13 protein-coding genes and 1 pseudogene are annotated in these 20,389 nt (G+C 45.0%); 10 read left to right on the top strand and 4 right to left on the bottom strand.

The features are described 5' to 3' along the window. Positions 1–7: 7 nt before the first annotated feature. Both JEU20_RS04040 and JEU20_RS04035 read left to right on the top strand, forming a co-directional pair. The gene (locus JEU20_RS04040; protein WP_198245856.1) at positions 8–415 is read left to right on the top strand and encodes an acyl-CoA thioesterase; all 408 of its coding nucleotides are present in this window, start codon (positions 8–10) and stop codon (positions 413–415) included. After that, positions 412–1,926 (top strand): phytoene desaturase family protein, encoded by a 1,515-nt coding sequence (locus tag JEU20_RS04035; RefSeq protein ID WP_198243770.1) that lies wholly within the window; start codon positions 412–414, stop codon positions 1,924–1,926. Before JEU20_RS04040 ends, JEU20_RS04035 begins: the two co-directional genes overlap by 4 nt. Here the strand turns inward: JEU20_RS04035 and recB are convergent. Next, positions 1,913–5,416, bottom strand: coding sequence for an exodeoxyribonuclease V subunit beta (recB, locus tag JEU20_RS04030; RefSeq protein ID WP_198243769.1), 3,504 nt, complete (start codon positions 5,414–5,416; stop codon positions 1,913–1,915). The genes JEU20_RS04035 and recB overlap by 14 nt on opposite strands. Further along, entirely contained in the window at positions 5,406–8,516 is a 3,111-nt protein-coding gene (gene recC, locus JEU20_RS04025; RefSeq protein ID WP_198243768.1) for an exodeoxyribonuclease V subunit gamma, read from the bottom strand. Before recC ends, recB begins: the two co-directional genes overlap by 11 nt. 261 nt (positions 8,517–8,777) lie before the next feature. Between recC and amoC the strand changes: the two genes are divergently transcribed. From amoC to JEU20_RS03985, 8 genes and pseudogenes are all read left to right on the top strand, one after another. Next, complete coding sequence (amoC, locus tag JEU20_RS04020; protein WP_198245854.1) at positions 8,778–9,530, top strand: bacterial ammonia monooxygenase, subunit AmoC; 753 nt, start codon at positions 8,778–8,780, stop codon at positions 9,528–9,530. Positions 9,531–9,643: 113 nt separating this feature from the next. Next, positions 9,644–10,393, top strand: a complete 750-nt coding sequence (gene amoA, locus JEU20_RS04015) for a bacterial ammonia monooxygenase, subunit AmoA (protein WP_198243767.1) — start codon at positions 9,644–9,646, stop codon at positions 10,391–10,393. Between the two features lie 80 nt (positions 10,394–10,473). Further along, positions 10,474–11,718 (top strand): bacterial ammonia monooxygenase, subunit AmoB, encoded by a 1,245-nt coding sequence (gene amoB, locus JEU20_RS04010; protein WP_198243766.1) that lies wholly within the window; start codon positions 10,474–10,476, stop codon positions 11,716–11,718. Positions 11,719–11,886: 168 nt separating this feature from the next. Next, a complete protein-coding gene (glyQ, locus tag JEU20_RS04005) occupies positions 11,887–12,810 on the top strand; it encodes a glycine--tRNA ligase subunit alpha (RefSeq protein WP_198243765.1) in 924 nt (307 codons plus the stop codon). After that, a complete protein-coding gene (gene glyS / locus JEU20_RS04000) occupies positions 12,807–14,873 on the top strand; it encodes a glycine--tRNA ligase subunit beta (protein WP_198243764.1) in 2,067 nt (688 codons plus the stop codon). The genes glyQ and glyS overlap by 4 nt, the downstream gene beginning before the upstream one ends. 50 nt (positions 14,874–14,923) lie before the next feature. Then, entirely contained in the window at positions 14,924–15,679 is a 756-nt protein-coding gene (locus JEU20_RS03995; RefSeq protein WP_198243763.1) for a lysophospholipid acyltransferase family protein, read from the top strand. 67 nt (positions 15,680–15,746) lie between these two features. After that, on the top strand, positions 15,747–16,136 hold the full coding sequence (locus tag JEU20_RS03990) for a hypothetical protein (RefSeq protein ID WP_198243762.1): 390 nt from the start codon (positions 15,747–15,749) through the stop codon (positions 16,134–16,136). Positions 16,137–16,553: 417 nt separating this feature from the next. After that, positions 16,554–17,303: pseudogene (locus JEU20_RS03985) on the top strand (IS5 family transposase). On the opposite strand, the gene JEU20_RS03980 reads toward JEU20_RS03985, so the two are convergent. Both JEU20_RS03980 and JEU20_RS03975 read right to left on the bottom strand, forming a co-directional pair. Next, positions 17,292–18,665, bottom strand: coding sequence for a phosphohexomutase domain-containing protein (locus JEU20_RS03980; protein WP_198243761.1), 1,374 nt, complete (start codon positions 18,663–18,665; stop codon positions 17,292–17,294). The pseudogene JEU20_RS03985 and the gene JEU20_RS03980 sit on opposite strands and share 12 nt — an antisense overlap. Continuing rightward, on the bottom strand, positions 18,665–20,188 hold the full coding sequence (locus JEU20_RS03975; protein ID WP_198243760.1) for a fumarate hydratase: 1,524 nt from the start codon (positions 20,186–20,188) through the stop codon (positions 18,665–18,667). The genes JEU20_RS03980 and JEU20_RS03975 overlap by 1 nt, the downstream gene beginning before the upstream one ends. Positions 20,189–20,389: the final 201 nt, after the last annotated feature.

Here is a 20,389-nt window from a genome sequence, read left to right as displayed (position 1 = left end):
AATCAAACTGGAAGCCGATGTCGAACTAGAGGTGCCATTTTTTGATGTCGATTCGATGGAAATTGTCTGGCATGGACATTATTTGAAATATTTTGAAATCGCGCGTTGTGCCTTGTTAGATAAAATCGACTACGGTTACCAGGTCATGCGGCAAACAGGTTACGTTTGGCCGATTATCGAAGTGCATATTCGTTATGCTCATGCGGCCCGCTTCGGACAAAAAATCCGGGTACATTGCCGTTTGCTGGAATGGGAAAACCGGATGAAAATACACTACACCATTCGGGATAAAGGCAGCGGACGACGCTTGTGCCGCGGCTTTACCTGTCAGGTGGCCGTCTCTATGGATAGTGGTGAAATGTGTTATCAAACGCCGCCTGTTTTTTGGCAAAAACTAGGGTTAGCACAGTTGTGAAGCATTACGATGTTGTCGTCATCGGCAGTGGCATCGGTGGCTTGACGGCGGCAGCCCTGTTGGCCAAGGCGGGTAAGTCGGTCTTGCTGTTGGAGGCGCACGATCGTGCCGGCGGCTATGCGCATGGTTTCAAGCGAAAACAATACTGGTTCGATGCCGGCGTCCATTTGATCAGCGGTTGTGGTCCGGAAGGCTATGCGGGCGGGCAGGTCATTTATAAGATTCTGAAAACACTGGGCGTCGATGATCAAATCGAATTCATCCCGGTCAATCCGTTCAGTCATGTGTATTATCCTGGTTTGGAAATGGCGTTACCGCAAACGGCCGATGCTTTTGTCGAACGCTTAGGGCGTGATTTTCCCGAGCAAAAAACAGGTTTAAAGCAACTGGTCGCGTTATGCTGGAAAATTGCTGAAGAAATTACGGTCGCGGATGAAATGATGGTCGGTATGGATTATGACACGGCGCAAAAAAAACTGCCGGCCTTGTTTCGTTATCGTAAAGCGACTTTGAAGGATGTCGCCGCCGAATTTATTTCCGAGCCCAAGGTGTTGGGTGTATTTGCCAGTCATTGGCCTTATTTGGGACTGCCGCCGGGGAAAGTTTCATTTGTTTATTGGGCTACCATGCTCATCGGCTATATGATTGATGGCTCCTATTATTGCAAGGGCGGCTTTCAGTCGCTGGCAAATATACTGGTGAAGGCGATTGAGCAGTACGGCGGCGAAGTTCGCTTTAAAGCAAGAGTGGATACGATTGTAGTCGAAAACCAGCGGGTGACTGGCGTGCAAACAAACGGCGAAACCATTGCGGCGAGCTGTGTTGTGTCCAATGCGGATATGAAGCAAACTATCTTTAAAATGGTCGGCGAGGCACATTTCTCGCGGCGTTTTTTGCAGCGCATACGGAAAATGCGGCCGTCACTATCGGTTTTTGTGGTGTATATCGTGACTGACCTGGATATGCGGCGGATGCAGCTCGGACATGAGTGTTTTTGTTATGCAGATTTTGATCATGACAAAAATTATCAGCGGACCTGTCAGGGTGAGGTCAGCTGGCTGAGTATTACGACGCCGACCTTGCTGGATCCAGGCTTGGCGGCAGATGGGCGACATCTTTTGCTATTAACTACACTGATGCCGTTTGTGTCAGCGGTTGATTGGCAAGTGCGCAAGTCGCAAGTTATTGATGATATGTTGGAATTGGCTGATCAGTATGTGCCGGGGCTGAAACAACATATTTGCTTTATCGAAGGGGGTTCGCCGCAGACTTTGCAGCGTTATACCGCAAACGAGCAAGGCGCGGCCTATGGGTGGGATGTCGCGCCGGATCAAATTGGGCCGATGCGGGTGCAAAACCAGTCATCTTTGGCCGGGCTGTATTTTGCCGGGCACTGGACGACGCCCGGCGGTGGTGTTTATGGGGTCAGTGTTTCCGGAGTCAAGGCGGCGCAGGGGATTTTGGGTTTTCAACAGCAACAGGCATTTTGGCAGGCGCTCAATCAACCGTGATGGCCTCATAGTTTGGGGAAAACAGCTTGGCTAACATTTCCAGCGTTTCCAGGTCAGGGGTGTCGCTGTAAACACCCGATTCAGGATGCTCTGGTTGCATACCGCGTAAAAACAGATATTTAATGCCGCCAAAATGCTGTTCAAAGTGATAGCCGGGCAAGCGGTTTTTCAGGGCAAAATGCAGCACCAAGGCATAGATCCAGTATTGCAGTCCATAATTGTGTTCTCGCATGGCCTGTGTCAGATGATCTGAGGTGTACTGGTCTAAGGCATTGGATTTGTAATCCATGACGTAATAGCGACCCTTATAACAGCAAACCAAATCAATAAAGCCGGTTAGAAATCCGCTTATTTTTCGCCTCGATAGCGGCTGAACGGCTGGGCAGTCGGCTAAAATAGCATTGATGTTTTCTATCTGAGTGGTTTTTAAGGCCAGATAGAATGGCATTTCCTTGATACAGTGATGATCTGGAATATTGGCCAGCTTGAAGTCAGGGTCATCGCGGTTGAGCGGTGTATTAACGGTGGTTTGCAGTAATCGGTCAATGATTTCTGGTTGTTCCATCGACAGGCCGTAACGTAAGCAACTTTGCTGGCGCTGCTGACTGATGTCGTCGCCATTGGCCAAGGTTTGAAAACTGGTTTTTTCCAGAATATCGTGCAAAACATTGCCGGTATGTGCGCCTTTCGGCAGTAACGCACTGCCTTTTTCGTCGATTAAATCATCGCTTTCATCAGCTTTATCCTGGGGGAAATCGGGGGAGTCGGACATACTCAAGGCCGACAAGGCTGTGTAACTGCTCATTTGCCAGTGGCTGGACAAATCCCGGTGATGGCGGCGGGCGGTGAGTGTTTGTTCAGGTGTTTGGGTCTGATAATGGCTGTCAATTTCAATATTCGTATCCAACAGTTGATAGGCAAAGCTGTCAGGGCTGTTTTCAGCAAAAGATTGTAATATGCGTTGCTGGCCTGAAAAATCCTGTTCAGTCAGTTGCAGTAGCCAGCCCATAGCCGATTGATTGGGCTTATCTTTGGTTCTGACATCGGCCCAGTACAGGTAGCAACGAAATTTTGCACGGGTTAAGGCAACATAAAACAGCCGAATATCTTCGGCCTGTTGTTCGTTTGCGGCAAGTTCTTTATACTGTTCAATCTGGTCCGAACCAAAATCGACATAAATTTGGCCATTTTTATGAAATTGTAGCGGCTTTTTGTCATTTTGCGGTCGGCCGCTATCCCATAAGACCGGGCAGAATACAATGGGGAATTCGAGCCCTTTGGAGCTGTGCAGGGTGATGATTTTTACTGCATTTTCATCGCTTTCCAGGCGTAATTGCGCCGCTTCATGTTGACTTTTCTGGGTGATAGCATGGTGCAGCCAATCCAAAATTTTGTTGGGCCCCAGATGATGTTCGCTAGCGGTCTGCTGGGCCAGCTCCAGCAAATGATTGATATTGGTGAGTATTCTTTCCGCCTGTGGTTGCCGGGCAAGATTGGCAATGATATTTTCGCGGCTGAATACGGCAGTCATCATGCTTAGAAGGCCGCTTTTTTGCCATAGTTGATGATAGTCGTGGAAGCGAATAATCCATTGCTCCAGTAACATGTCATCCTGGCTGAGTTGGTAAAATGTCTGGCCATCGAGGCCGAACCAGTGCAATGCCAGGGCTTGTTTTAGCAGAACACTGTTACCCGGCTGTTCCAGTGCTAATAATAAGGTATAAAGGTCGTGCGCTTCCTGGCTGGAAAAGACCGAGTCATTGCTGTTGACGATGGCAGGGATGCGGTAATCGTTCAAGCAGCGTTGATAGTCCTGGGCCTGGGTATGGGTTCTGACCAGAATGGCGATGTCGCTGGGTTTGACAGCTTGAGATTGGTTTTTTGTGGTAATCGTGTATTGGCCGTTTAACAGCGATAAGATTTCGGCGACGACATGTCGCTGAATCAGTGCGGAGGCTGCAGTTTTTGTCCAGTGTGGTTGTTTGCCGTCGTTTTTGCCTAGTTGTGCAAGAAGTAAGGGTGCGACTTTTTTCGACCCACTTCTGATTTCGCCATCATCGGCAGATTTGGCGGCGGCAACCGGGTTGAAAGCGAGTTCTTTGAATAAAAATGGATGTTCTCGGTACTCAAACAAGGCATTGACGGCTGCGACCAGCTTGGGGTGGGAGCGCCAGTTTTTATGCAGAGTAAATAAATGTTGTGCCTGGGTTTGTGCGGTGAAATAGGAATAAATATCGGCACCGCGGAATTTATAGATTGCTTGTTTAGGGTCGCCAATCAAAAACAGAAATTGATCGCTGGCTTGAAACAGGGTGGAAAAAATTGTCCATTGATTGCTGTCGGTATCTTGAAATTCATCAATAAACGCCGCTTTGTAACGTTGTTGTAGCGCTTGTTGTAAATGCTGTTTCTGGTCGCCTTGTAAGGCATGCGCCAGCCGGGTGATAAGATCGTCAAAGGACATCAGGTTATGTTGCGCCAATCGTGCGGGCAGCGTATTTACAAGGCTGTAATACAGATTTTGGCGAAAGCTGATGTCGATGTGTTGTAGCGTGCGTTGAAGTTGTGAGAATGGCGTCGTTTCCAAACCGAGTTCATCGAGATACTGGTCTTTTTTTTCATCGCCGCGTAATTTGTTGCCATTTAATCCTTTGAATAAGGTTTCCCGAGTCAGGGCCGAGAAATCAGGTATGACGATGCTCTCACCTTGCGCCCATTGATAAAAGCTGGCTTTATTCTCCAGGATGTTTTCCAGAATATTTTTTTTAAATTTATTGTCGTCTAGGGCAGTGCTCAATGCGGAGAAGACGTTGTCCAGTGCCTTTGGCAGTGATTTTGCCTGTTTGCGCAAACGCTGGAATAGCGTATCGAGTGTCTCGACTTTCGGTAGCAGTTGGTATTCGGGGCTGATCGGTGAAATTGCTGCGAATAAATCATCCGGCGTGGGGTAGTTTCGGGTCAAGACTGCGCTTTCCCACACGTCGCGAAGATACAGTTGTTGCCGCCAGAAATCGTCGCAGCATTGTTGCTGTATCGGTTTGATGTCTTCTGTGAGTTCAGAGTTAAATAGTTGGCCACTTTCCAGCGCATGTTCGGTCAAGATGCGCTGACAAAAACCGTGAATGGTAAAAATATCGGCCTGGTCGATATTCATCAATGCCAGATTAAGCCGGGTACGGAGGGTTTGTGAATCAATACCCAAGCTGAACAGCCAGTCATGGAGGCCGCTGTCATGCGCTGGGTCAGGAATGTTGTCTAATGCCTGTTTAGCCTCGACTAGACGGGCGCGGATACGGTCTTTGAGTTCTTCAGTCGCGGCTTTTGTGAAAGTAACAATCAAAAGTTGTTCGATTAACAACCCTTGTTCGACGATAAAACGCATAACTAGCGTGGCGATGGTATAGGTCTTACCTGTACCCGCGCTGGCTTCGATCAGATTGATGCCCGTTGTAAGCGGGGTTTCGGTTGCGTTAAACGCTTTAAATGTCATGACTGTGTTTCCAGGTAGGCAATAATAATGATTCACACAGGTTCGCAAAATCCTGGTTGAGTACAGTTTCCAGCGCCTGTTGGTCAGGATAAAGCTGACGTAGTTCCGGCTCGTATTGCAGATTATCGGATAAGGTTTTTATGCTGTATGCAAGCGGCGAGATTTTTGCCTTTGATTTTATGCTTTGTTGCAGATAACAGAAGGCCGCTTCGGTAAAAAAAACATCGGGCCGGCTCTGGCCTTGATTGTACAATTTTAGCAGTTGTGCGAGCGCTGAGTTATCGGTTTCCGGTTTAAAGCAGAGCGTATGGTCTTCGCTGAGCAAATAAGTAGCTTGTGGTGAGACCTGATTGATGAGTAGATGATGTAACCAGGCTTGCATAAAATCCTTTCCTTTTAATGAGCTTAGGCGATAGATTAGGCTGCCGTGAGTATAAAGGTTGTCGAGTTTGCCGACGATACGATAGTCATCATATTGAAAATCCAGCATTTGTGCGGGTATAGCCTCGCCGAGCTTGAGTTGCAAAATCTGTTCCGCAAATGTTTGAATCGCAGGTTGCATATGCTGAAATTGTATTTCACCGGGACTGCCTTGTGGCCATCGGCCTTCGGCCTGCAATTTTTTGATGGAGAAAGGCTTTTGGTTGAGCAGGCAGTCCAGCCATTCCTGTTTGATGCTGTAGCGGTCAAGTGGCTCAAGCGCAAACGGTTCGCGTTCTTCGGTGGCTTTTTCTATTTCGGCGATGTGCAGGTCCAACTGGCGTTGCAGAAAGTATTTTTGTGGATGGCGGAAAAAGGCCATTAAATCGCTGATTTCAATTGTGTGGGAGGATAACGTGTCGACTTCTCCTTGCCACCACGGCTGGTGGTCATTATTAGCGTGCAGTAGCTGTATGGCCGTATTGCAATGACGTGAGTCAAAGCTGAAGAGTTGTGGGTGACTGTTGTCGAAATAGCTCGGACTGAAGGCCTGGAGAGGATGTTTTGTCACAGGTTCGGCGATTTGGTAGTCTTTTTGCAAGACATCGATCAGTTCGCTGATAATAACAGAAGGCGGAATATCGTCGTTATGTTGTAAGGATTGCCCGATATAGCTGATGATGAGTTTTTTTCGTGCCGACAGCAGGGTTTCCAAAAACTGGTAGCGGTCGTCGTGACGTCTTGAGCGGTCGCCGATACGATAATTATTTGCCAGTAAATCAAATGCCGGCGTCCGGTCTTGCGCCGGAAATTCGCCATCATTCATGCCAAGTAAAACGATGATCTTGAACGGAATGGCGCGCATGGGCAGCATGGAGCAAAAGGTTAAATGGCCGCGAAGGAAGCCTTGTGCTGTTTTTTGTTCAGACAAAGTGGTTTCGAGCCAGTGAATAATGACATTCAGGCTGACAGGATGCGAATGAATTTCTGCAAAGTGAGCGAGTTGTAGCAGAAGTTCGTGTAATTGAAGTCTTTCCTGAGTGAGGTTTTCATCGGTCAATAGCGCGGTATATTCAAGTAGCCGCTGTTGCCAGTCTGCCAGTGGCATGTCGGTTTGCAGATCTGTGCTGGCATGAAATAAAAATTGCAAAAAATCATTGAGACCGCCCAGTGTTTCTGCCGAAAGTCCTTCGATATGCGGATATGGCAGTGTATCATCAATAAATTGGTCGGAATCTGAACTGGCGTAACCCATTAGTAGCCTGTCCAGGGTATGTTGCCAGGTGTTTTGCTCAAGTGGGGGTAGGCCTAGCGTTGATTTGTGTTGTCCAGATTGACCCCAGCGCGTTCGGGTATCGGCTATCCAGTGGCGAATACGGTCGAGGTCGGCTTCATTCAGGCCAAAGCGGGGGTAAACGCCAGGTTGCTCGAGTAAATCCAGAACTTCCTGCCAGCCGAAGCGGCTTTGACAAAGATGCAGAAATTGCAGCAATGTGTCGAGGATTGGGTTACTCAGTCGCAGGTTGCGATCGGCGATACTGTGTTGAATATCGTTGAAAACAGCATTGATAAAAGGCTCATACAGTTGAATATCCGGCGCCATCACGACAATATCGCGTAAATTCAAACTGTTGTCGTTTTCCAGTTCGGCCAGGATTTGATCCTTAATGACTTCAGTTTCACGTAAACGGGAATGGCAGGAATGTATGCTAATTGAGTCATCTTGCCGTTCAGGTGCAATAGAGGGCGTGTTATTGAGGATATCGTTTTGTAATTGTTGTAAGAGTGTTTCAGCATTGTGTTCGGCAAAACTTTCAAAGTCGGAATCAAACTGTAACTGTTCCAGGATAAGTTGTTGAAATTCACGCCCTTGCTGACCGAGTGTCGCCAGAAGCGGGTGTGCATCTTGCAAGGATTCTTGTTCGGCGCGTTGAGATTTTCCCGGTAAATCAGCCCAGTAGCTTTGCGTGGGCGATAATAGATAGAGATGAATATCGCAATGACGAGACAGCGCTTGCAAGCATTCCAAAAATAATGGTGGCAGGCTGTGAATGCCAAAGATGGAAATGCGTTTGGGTAATTTGCCATGCAATTGATCGATAGGCGTACTGTTTAGCATTTCAATAAGTTGTAGCCAGAGTGCACCGCGATGGTGACTACCTTGTATAGCGCAAATTTCTTGCCAAAGTGCACGTTGCCAGGGTTCATGAGCGCTGTGGTAGAAAGTCTCACCGTTTTGCCAGGCTTCCAGCATGTCGGGGCGCATAATTTGATATTGATCGAATAATGCGGCCAATGAGCGCGCTAACTGGAAGCGTTTGAGATGTAGGTTCGGGGGTTGCAAATAAATTTGTAACGGGGTGTAAACGGGGTCATCGACAGTCCGCAAAAGGGATTCAATACGCCATGTCAGGATGGTGCGGTCAAAATAATCTGTGCTCGGAGATGGCGCCAAAAGTCGAGTCAATGTGGCAAAAAAGTTTGCCGGAAACAGAAATTCAAAATGACTCCAGGTGGAAAATTCTTGCGCCAGATATTGCGATAACATGCGCTCCATGCCGAGACTCTGGATTAAAAAGCATTCGCGATCGAAAAAAGAATCTAGAGGCTGGGCGCGAAAAACAGTGGATAAATGGGCGAGTAAGCTTTCGGTATTGTTTGCGCTGTGAAGAAAAAACATGCAGTTATAGACAGAAAAGAAGTATCATAACAATATAAGAGAGTCGTCGAGTCAGCACAAGATGTGTTTATACAGCATAAACAGAAATTGTGAAAAATTTGAAATCAAAATATTGACATCAAATATCAAACTGGTAGACTCTCAAATACCCATTATGGATAGCGGGTAACTTTCTTAAATGTTTTTATGAAAGTTCAATATGGAGAAAAACCAAGAACTCCCGAATGTTCGGGGATTTTTATAATTTTTTTGGAGGTAGAAATGGCTGCTACAACTGAGTCAGTTAAAGCTGATGCTGCGGAAGCACCGCTATTAAATAAAAGAAACCTTGTTTTAGGTCTCTTATTATATTTGGTATTTTATTCATTCATTCGTTGGTACGAAGGTGTTTATGGTTGGTCTGCAGGTTTAGACTCATTCGCACCTGAGTTCGAAACATACTGGATGAACATGCTGTACATTGAGCTGGTATTAGAAGTGGTTACTGCTTCAGCTCTTTGGGGTTGGTTATGGAAAACTCGTGATCGTAAAGTTATGTCTATCACTCCTCGTGAAGAGTTAAGAAGACACTTTACTCACTGGACATGGTTAGTTATGTACGGTTGGGCTATCTACTGGGGCGCTTCTTACTTCACAGAGCAAGACGGTACTTGGCATCAAACAATCGTTCGTGATACTGACTTTACTCCAAGTCACATCATCGAGTTCTATCTGTCTTACCCAATCTACATCATCACTGGTGTTGCAGCGTTCTTGTATGCTAAAACCAGACTGCCTACTTATCACGAAGGTTTGCACCTGATGTATATGGTTGCAGTTATTGGTCCTTTCATGATTCTGCCAAATGTTGGTTTGAACGAATGGGGTCATACTTTCTGGTTTATGGAAGAGTTGTTTGTTGCTCCATTGCATTACGGTTTCGTATTCTTTGGATGGGCAGCTCTGGCTATTATGGGTGTTGTAAATACTGAAGTAATGGCTTTGACTAAATTACTGAAAAAAGACTTAGCGTAAGCTGGGTACGGTAATAAATACTATCTCCAGTCATCCCTCTCCCAATTTACGGGAGAGGGTGATTAAAAGATGGTAATAAAAAAATATAATTTTAATTTTTAGGAGGTAAGCTAATGAGCGCATCTCAATCAGCTGTACGCTCTCGTGCTGAAGCGGTTCAAGTTTCACGTACGATAGACTGGATGATTCTTTTTACATTATTTACTGCCGTTCTGGGTGGTTATCACATTCACTACATGTTAACTGGTGGTGACTGGGATTTCTGGACAGACTGGAAAGATAGACGTTTATGGGTAACCGTAGCACCTATCGTTTCGATCACTTTCCCTGCTGCTGTTCAAGCATGTTTGTGGTGGAGATATCGTCTGCCAATCGGTGCAACAGTTTCTGTATTGGCTCTATTGTTAGGTGAGTGGATCAACCGTTATTTGAACTTCTGGGGATGGACTTATTTCCCAGTCAACTTCGTATTCCCTTCACAATTATTGCCAGGTGCAATTGTGCTGGATGTTGTTCTGATGTTAGGTGGTTCAATGACTTTGACTGCTGTCGTCGGTGGTATGGCTTATGGTCTGTTGTTCTACCCAGGAAACTGGCCAGTAATCGCACCATATCACGTACCTGTAGAGTATAACGGTATGATGATGACTCTGGCTGATTTGCAAGGTTATCACTATGTTCGTACTGGTACTCCTGAGTACATCAGAATGGTTGAGAAAGGTACTTTGAGAACTTTCGGTAAAGACGTTGCTCCAGTATCAGCATTCTTCTCAGCTTTCGTATCAATTATTATCTACTTCTTGTGGCATTTCTTCGGTAAGTGGTTTGCGAAAACTGACTTTATCTCTGATGATGCTACCTAGTAGTCAATAAAAAAATAAAACGAATCTGAGTAAAATCAGAAAGTCTTTACACATAATTCTCTAGTAATAGAGGAGGGTATATGAAAATAATAAAAGACAAGGTTGCTAAATTGTCCTTTGTCGCACTGCTGATCACTATGACAGCAGCGATTTTTTACACACCTGCTGCATCTGCTCACGGTGAAAAGTCACAGGCTGCTTTCATGCGGATGCGTACTATTCACTGGTTTGATCTGAACTGGTCAAAAGATGAAGTCGCAGTTAACGATACAATGACTATCTCAGGTAAATTCCACGTATTTGCTGGATGGCCTGAAACTGTTGACAAGCCCGAAGTATCATTCCTGAACATCGGTATTCCAGGTCCTGTATTTATTCGTGCAGGTTCTTGGATCGGTGGTCAATTAGTTCCACGTTCAGTTTCTCTGGAGCTGGGCAATACTTATGAATTTAAAGTATTGTTGAAAGCACGTCGTCCAGGTGACTGGCACGTTCATACTATGATGAACGTTCAAGGCGGTGGTCCAATCATTGGTCCAGGTAAATGGGTTACCATTACTGGTTCAATGGGTGAGTTCGTTAACCCAGTAACTACATTGACTGGTGAAACAATTGACCTTGAAGACTACGCTTTGGATAACGTTTACTTCTGGCATGCGTTCTGGTATGCATTAGGTTTGGCATGGTTGATCTTCTGGATCAAGCGCCCAATGTTCATTCCTCGTCATATCGCAGTTAGCAGTGGTAAAGCAGATACTTTAATCTCTGCAACTGACAGAAAAGTTGCTGTTGCATTTGGTGTTGGTGTTCTGGTTATCGTTGCAGCATCTATGGCTTCAACAAATGAAAAATATCCTGTAACAACACCTTTGCAAGCAGGTTTGTTACGTGGTATTAAACCAATTGAAATGCCAGAGCCAACTGTTACTGTTAAAGTTGAAGATGCAACTTACCGTGTACCAGGTCGTGCAATGCAAATGACTCTGACTATCACTAACAATGGTGATCGTCCGGTTCGTTTGGGTGAGTTCAACACTGCATCTGTTCGTTTCTTGGATCCAGATGTTCTGGAAGACGAATCAGGTTATCCTGATGACCTGTTAGCTGAAGAAGGTCTGACTGTTTCTGACAACAGCCCTCTGCAACCAGGTGAAACAAGAACTGTTAACGTTACAGCTTCTGATGCAGCATGGGAAGTTTACCGTTTAGCTGACTTGATCTACGATCCAGACAGCCGTTTTGCTGGTTTGTTATTCTTCTTTGATGATGAAGGCAACCGTCAAATGGTTATGGTAGATGCACCATTAATCCCAACTTTCATCTAATGAAAAAAGGTCTGAAAACGTAAGTTTTTAAGACTGGGAATAAAAGCCCTCACTACTTCGGTAGTGGGGGTTTTTTTATGGGTTAAAAAAAGAACAATAGCAAAATAGCGGAAGTTTAAAGAAATATGCTTTAAAATAAGCGCTTTAAATAAATACGGATAAATAGCCGTGGAAAAAACAAAACACGATTTGTCTACATTTCAAGGGCTGATTCTTGCATTACAGGAATATTGGGCAGAAAAAGGTTGTGTATTGTTGCAACCATTAGATCAGGAAGTGGGGGCCGGTACCTTTCACCCGGCAACATTTTTAAGAGCTATTGGTCCTGAGCCGTGGAATACAGCGTATGTGCAACCATCGAGGCGACCAACCGATGGTCGCTATGGCGAGAACCCGATGCGCTTGCAACATTATTATCAGTTTCAGGTCATTCTGAAACCATCGCCTTTGGATATTCAGGAATTATATTTAGGGTCACTCCGTTATCTGGGGCTGGATTTGCTGGAACATGATGTAAGGTTTGTGGAGGACAATTGGGAGTCGCCAACGCTTGGTGCCTGGGGGCTGGGTTGGGAGGTTTGGTTAAACGGCATGGAAGTATCACAATTCACCTATTTTCAACAAGTTGGAGGTTTGGAATGCCGACCGGTAACGGGAGAACTAACCTATGGATTGGAACGCATCGCAATGTATATCCAGGGTGTAGAAAGTGTTTTTGATTTGACTTGGGCAAAAGGGCCGCAAGGGCGTGTGACATATGGCGATGTTTATCATCAGAATGAAGTGGAAATGTCGGGTTTTAATTTTGAATATGCGAACGTGCCTTTTTTATTTGAATGTTTTGATACATATGAACAAGAGTGTCAAAAATTAATTGAAAAAAATCTGGCTTTACCCGCTTATGAAATGGTGCTGAAGGCTTCACACACATTCAATCTGCTTGATGCGCGTCATGCTATCTCGGTAACAGAGCGGCAGCGTTATATATTGCGCGTTAGAAATATGGCTAAATCGGTAGCCCAAACCTATTATCAGAGCCGAGAAGCACTCGGGTTTCCCATTCTGCAAAATCAGGGACAGGAGGCAAAATGAATACACAGGATTTATTATTTGAAATAGGTTGCGAAGAACTACCGCCAAAAAACCTAAGACGCCTTCAGGACGCATTGGCGGAAAATATTGAACAGGGGTTAAATAAAAATCAGCTCAAATTTGAGGGGATTGAAAAATTTTCAACGCCAAGACGGTTAGCCATCATCATCAGAGCGCTGGAATCTGCACAACCGGATAAAACGGTTGATCGGCGTGGGCCAGCTGTTAAGGCCGCCTTCGATAACGATGGCAAGCCGACAAAAGCCGCATTGGGGTTTGCGGCAAGTTGCGGCGTTGGAATAGATGAATTAGGTCGCTTAAAGAGTGAAAAAGGTGAATGGCTGGTTTATACCCAGCATATTCAAGGACGGAAAACACCAGAGATTATGCCGGAAATAATTAAGCAAACTATCAATATGTTGCCGATAGCGAAGAAAATGCGCTGGGGTAGTGGGACAGTTGAATTTGTTCGGCCCGTTCACTGGATTGTATTGATTTATGGCAATACCATCATAGAGACTGAAATACTGGGGATTAAGACTGGAAATGAAACGGTTGGACATCGATTTCATGCTTTGAAGCGGATAAAAATTGATGAGCCCGATATGTATAAAACATTATTGGAAGAACAAGGAAAAGTTCTGGTCAATATGGAAGAGCGTAAGGAAATTATTCGTTCAAAAGCCAATGATGCCGCGAAAAGCGTAAAAGGGGAAGCTTTAGTGGAAGAAGCTCTGTTGGATGAGATTGCGGCAATCAACGAGTGGCCTGTACCCGTACTAGGTGAGTTTAACCCGGATTTTTTAAAATTGCCTAAGGAAGTTTTGATTACAACTATGCAGAGTAATCAGAAATATTTTCCGGTTAAAAATGAGCAGGATGCTTTATTACCGTATTTTATTACCTTCAGTAATATTGAAAGTCGATACCCTGAATCCATTAAGCGAGGGAATGAGCGGGTTATTTTGCCGCGTTTGGCCGATGCAGAATTTTTCTGGAAACAGGATACGCGACAAAAACTGGCAGATAGGTTGCCACGCTTGCAAAATATCGTGTTTCAGCAAAAATTGGGGACACTGGCGGATAAAACCGACCGCGTCAGTTATCTTGTAGAGCATATTGCGACGCAGTTACAAGCGGATATTGGGTTGGCAAAACGTGCGGCACAACTCGCTAAAACCGACTTGCTGACTGAAATGGTGGGCGAGTTTGCGAGCTTGCAAGGCATCATGGGGCGCTATTATGCGTTGGTTGACGGCGAACATGAAGATGTTGCTTGGGCTTTGGAAGAGCAGTATTATCCGAAACAAGCCGGGGCACCGATTCCGACACGGCAAACGAGCAAAATTCTAGCCTTGGCCGAAAAAATAGATACCTTATGCGGTATTTTCAGCGCAGGCTTGATTCCAACGGGGGATAAAGATCCTTATGCGTTGAGGCGGGCTGCGCTGGGTATTTTAAGAATAATCATTGAAGGTGACTTGACTCTGGATGTCATTGATTTGGTCGATGTAGCGTTAGCGCAATTTAAACATGATTTTGACAAGTCAGAAACCCGACAACGTGTTATTGATTTTATCTATGACCGTCTTAAAGGCTATTGTCTGGATCATGGCTTTAGTATTGACGAATTTGAATCGGTGATGGCTGTCAGACCGGCTTACCCTGGTGATTTCATGCAGCGACTTAAGGCGGTTCAGGTTTTTCGTAAGATGCCTGAAGCTGAAAGCCTGGCGGCAGCGAATAAACGTATCAATAATATTTTGAAAAAAGCCAAGGACAATATTCCTGATATCGTTGTAGGTCTGCAACAGTCCGAAGAAAAACACTTGCTCGAGGTTTCGGAGCAGACATGGGATGCCGTAGAGCCGATGTTGAATAATAAAGACTATACGGCAGCGTTAACGCGTTTAGCACAATTAAAAGAGCCGGTTGATCAATTTTTTGATCATGTTATGGTCAATACTGATGATGTGGTGTTACGTAAAAGTCGTTTAGCGTTATTAAAACAATTATCCCGCTATTTTCTGAAAATAGCCGATATTTCAAAATTGCAGGCTTAGGCGTGTTAGCTGCGATAAAAAATGGCTAGCATTTTACTTTGGTAGAGAGCATGAAACGACAGACTCAGGAATCAAAAAAGAATAATTTACGCGTATATATTGGTTCAACCCTGTTCTTTTTGTATATCATTGTTTCGACTGTGATATTTGGTCCGATAATTTTACTGTGTGTTATCCTGCCTTTTGAGGTTCGGTATAAATTATCTAAGCTTTGGGTCAAATGGTTATTAGCGGTTTTGAAAGTCACCTGTGGGTTGAGTTATAGTATTGAGGGCATAGAGAATATCCTCCAAGACCAACCTTGTGTGGTGTTATGTAAGCATCAATCTGCTTGGGAAACCGTCGCGCTCAGACTTTTTTTACCTCGCCAGACGGCTGTATTAAAAAAATCGTTAACCTGGATTCCAATAGGGGGGTGGGCATTAGCGACATTAAAGCCGATTGCCATAGACAGGAAGAATCAACGCGAAGCTTTGAAAATGTTGATAGAGCAGGGTACACAGCGTTTACAAGAGGGTTTGTTTGTTATTGTGTTTCCGGAAGGAACACGGGCGGCACCAGGCGAGAATAAAAAATTCAACGCCGGTGGCGCTATGCTGGCGCAAAAATCGGGCTACCCTGTTTTGCCGATTGCACATAATGCTGGAGAGTTTTGGCCTAGAAACAGTTTCTTAAAATACCCTGGAGTCATTAAAGTTAAAATCGGACCTATAATTTCGGTTAAGGGTAAAAAAGCTAAGGAAATCAATGAAGAGGCGGCGGCCTGGATAAAGAAAGCCATGGAGGAAATTAGTCAGGCGCAGTGATTTATTTTAAGTAAAGTGATGGGCATTGTTTTTAATGCCTGGTTGTAGATGTTTAAATGAAGAAAATATGAAAAAATTTTTATTAGTGCTAGGTGTTGCCAGTTTTTTAGCGGGATGTTCGGATAAACAGCATTATGAGGAAGCTGTTTTGGAGCAGATGAAGTCAGAAAAAGATGTCGCAGATTATAAAATTGATCCGCAGCATATGACTGATTGTGTCGTAGATTTAACAGCGAAAAACATGCCGGGTATGTTTCCTTTTGACCCTGATAGGATGGCAGCTTATCAAAATTATACAAAAATGCTGAATTTGCATAAGAGCGAAGATCCTAAGAAAACACTCGAAGAATTACGGCAGGACTTCGGTTCACCTAAAGCTTTGTCGGATGCACATGCAAATTATACGGAAAGTATAATGAATTGCTATGCTGCGATCATTATGGAAAAAGAAAAATAATCAGTTATACCAATCCCAATAAATACTCATTCTAATAAAGCCCATTTTTCCTCGTTCCTACGTTATACGTGGGAATGCATATCGGGATGCTCCAGCGTCTCGTGACGTACAACGTCACTACAAGCGTTCCCACGCCGGAGCGTGGGAACGAGAGGAATCCGATTTACTTTAGATATAAATATATTGGGATTGGTATTACATAGAAGCCTGGATAAAATTTGAAAAAGTGCCATCCAGGCTCTTTTTTACCCAGTTTTGCCGTCAATAACTTGTAGTTGTATGACACTATAATGGCAGGGCTGGGTTAATATTCTTGACGCAATAAATCTAGGGGCTGTTGCCGTTTTGAAAATCCCCCTTGAAATTCAATAACTCCGCCACATAGATTGTTTATTTTGACTCAAAAACAAGCAAACTATGCCCCGACAAATGCTTACGGATGAACTTTGGGAGAAACTGAAGATAATTATGTTGAAAATGGGAATTTATGACAAACCTTGTCTTCGAAAAACAGTCGAAGGTATTTTTTATCGCTTGCGAGTAGGTTGTCCCTGGAGAGATTTACCCACGGCTTTTGGTAATTGGAATGCGGTATATAAACGATTCAATGACTGGTCTCGTAAAGAAAAAACTGATGGGTATTTTTAACGCCTTGGTTGTTGATCCAGACCTGGAATGGGAATTTATTGATGGGAGTATTGTGAAAGCACATCAGCATAGTAGTGGTGCGGCCTGTGAACAAGAAACAGCGATAGGGAAATCTGTCGCCGGGAACACCAGTAAAATTCATATGGCCGTTGATGCCTGTGGTCTTCCTATTCATTTCTCAGTGACAGGCGGCGAAGTTCATGACTGTAAAGAAGCACCGAAATTAGTTGCAGAGCTCCCAAAAGGTGACTATATAGTTGCTGACAGAGGCTATGACAGTGAAGCATTACGTCTTCAAATTAAAGACAAAGGGGCTGTTCCTGTTATCCCAAGAAAAAGAATTCAACTCGGGGAAATGATGAAATGGATTGGTGTCTCTACAAATATCGCCATCTCGTTGAAAATGTGTTTGCAAGACTTAAGCATTTCAGAGCGATCGCCACGCGATATGACAAACTCAAACGAAATTTTGAAGGCTCTATCGCTCTGGCTTGCGCCTTTTTATGGTTACCTATGTGAAATGGCAACAGCCCCTAGAATTTCCTGAGTTTTTTGTTGCATTAAAGCGGGGTTGCCCCGAGATTCAACATTTAACCTGACCACAGGTTCAGTATTCGATGCACGTAGATTAAAGCGCCATTGCTCAAATTCCAGGCTGATGCCATCTGTTTCATCCGTGTTAAGTGCATCTTTTTCGTAAGCCTGTCTGACTCTGGCGATAGATGCGTTGGGGTTTTTCAGTCGGGAGTTAATTTCGCCAGAAGATGGAAACGCTTGTATGCGTTGTTCGACAAGTTCGGATAATGTTTGCTTTTTTATCGATAATAATTCAGCAACCAATAACCATGGAATCATGCCGCTGTCGCAGTAGGCAAAATCACGAAAATAATGATGTGCGCTCATCTCGCCACCATAAATGGCATCTTCTTTGCGCATTCGTTCTTTGATAAAGGCGTGACCTGTTTTTGATTGAACCGAAATGCCGCCACTTTTCTTTACGCATTCGATAGTGTTCCAGGTGAGCCGAGGGTCATGGATGATTTTACTACCCGGATATTTTTTCAGAAAGGCTTCGGCTAATAGCCCTACAATATAGTAGCCTTCGATAAATTGGCCTTTTTCATCAAATAAAAAGCAACGATCAAAATCGCCGTCCCAAGCGATTCCCATATCGGCCCGATGTTTGATGACGGCATCGGTGGTATCCTGTCTACATTCGGGCAGTAGTGGATTAGGGATACCATGAGGGAAGGTGCCATCGGGTTGATGATGCACTTTTATAAATTTAATCGGGATCCGTTGTTGTTGAAATTTTTCTTCCAAGGCATCAATAACATGGCCCGCCGCGCCATTACCGGCATTAACGACTAATTTTAAAGGGCTGATATTGTCAGAATTGATATAGCCCATCAAATGATCGATATAAGGCTCCAGAATCGATTGTCTGGATAATGTGCCCGGCGAGCTTGGTGCCTTGAAATTTTGCGACTCGGCGAGCCGCCGGATGTCATGAAGTCCGGTATCGCCACTGATCGGGCGGGCATTTTTTCGAACCAGTTTCATGCCGTTATAATCCATTGGATTGTGGCTGGCGGTAATTTCGATTGCGCCATCGACAGGCAGATGTTGAGCGGCAAAATAAATTTCTTCGGTGCCGGTCATGCCTATATCGATGACATCGGTGCCGGCATCCATCAAGCCGTTGGCGACAGCTTGTTTTAAGGCTTCAGAGCTAAGGCGTATATCACCACCAATAGCTATTTGTTGGGCATTAAGGTATTGACCAGTTGCCCGGCCAATGCGATAGGCAATGTCTTCATTAAGCTCAGAGCCTAATTGACCGCGTATATCGTAGGCTTTGAAACAGCTGAGTTTTTCCATTAACGAGACTCCAGAGTAACAGGTATTTTTCCGATTTTTGCTTGCCACAGTTTAGGGGCTTGAGCATGGATAGAGACGCCATGGCTATCAACGGCGACAGTAACCGGCATATTTTCGACGGTAAATTCGTGTATGGCTTCCATGCCTAAATCGGCAAAGGCGACAATTTTTGCTTTGCGGATTGCTTTTGATACCAGATAAGCAGCACCACCGATGGCAATCAAGGATACGGCATGGTGCTGTTTGATGGCGGCAATGGCTTCAGGACTACGTTCGGCTTTCCCAATCATGCCGATTAAGCCGGTTTTTTCCAGCATGATGGGGGTAAATTTATCCATTCGCGTCGCAGTGGTTGGGCCAGCAGGGCCGACCACTTCATCGCCGACCGGATCAACTGGACCTACGTAATAAATAAACTTGTTGTTGAAATCGACAGGTAAAGGTTCACCGCGCTCAAGCATGTCAACCAGTCGTTTATGTGCGGCATCCCGGGCAGTGAGTAAGGTGCCGCTTAACAGTAGGGATTCGCCAGGTTTCCAGTCTTGCACGTCTTGTTTGGTCAGCGTATCCAGGTTGACACGTCTTGCGCTATTTGAACCGTGCTGACTGATTTCAGGCCAGTCAGCAAGTTCAGGTGGGCTTAATTCGGCAGGGCCTGAGCCATCCAATGTAAAATGGGCGTGTCGGGTCGCCGCACAATTAGGGATCATCGCAACCGGTTTATTGGCGGCGTGACAAGGGTAATCGTGAATTTTGACATCCAGCACAGTTGTCAAACCACCCAGCCCCTGTGCGCCGATGCCAAGCGCATTGACTTTTTCATACAATTCCAGACGTAACGCTTCAATGGTGTTGCTGGGGCCACGTGCAATCAGGTCTTGGATATCGATATTTTCCATGCAGGCTTGTTTCGCCATCAGCATGGCTTTTTCGGCAGTGCCACCGATACCGATGCCTAAAATACCTGGCGGACACCAACCTGCGCCCATGCTAGGGACTGTTTTCAGCACCCAGTCAACAATGCTGTCGGACGGGTTGAGCATGATAAATTTACTTTTCGCTTCGGAGCCGCCCCCTTTAGCGGCAATATTTACACTAATGGTATTGCCCGGCACTAGCGTCATATGCGTAATAGCAGGCGTGTTATCGCCGGTATTTTGTCGTTTACCGGCAGGATCAGCCAGAACCGAAGCCCTGAGAATATTGTCGGGATGGGTGTAAGCTCTGTGTACAGCCTCATTGACCATATCCTCAATACTACGTTGTGTATCCCATTGTACAGACATGCCGATGCTTAAAAATACATTGACGATGCCGGTGTCTTGGCAAATAGGTCGATGGCCTTCAGCGCACAGGCGAGAGTTAATCAGAATTTGGGCAATGGCGTCTTTAGCGGCTGGGTTTTGTTCGGCCAGGTAGGCTTGGTGCATGGCCTGAATAAAATCTTTGGGATGATAGTAGGAAATAAATTGCAGGGCATCGGCAATGCTTTGGATAAAATCGTGTTCGCGAATTATTGTCATAATATTTAAAGGGCTAGGACGGTATCATTTTTATGTGTATAGCGGGTAGTATTGCAATATCTATTTGATATTTCAATAACGTAACTCCTCACGCCTTCAGAAATACTGGGCGTAGGGTATTGATTTTTCAGGACGCGTAGATACATCCATGTAGCTCTGTGCAACATCCATGTTGCACAAGCCTGAACAATCAATACCCTA

This window comes from methane-oxidizing endosymbiont of Gigantopelta aegis (genome assembly GCF_016097405.1).
Lineage (GTDB): Bacteria > Pseudomonadota > Gammaproteobacteria > Methylococcales > Methylomonadaceae > Methylomarinum.
Note: the sequence above shows the minus strand (reverse complement) of the source record. Positions and strands in the feature narration are given on the sequence as shown.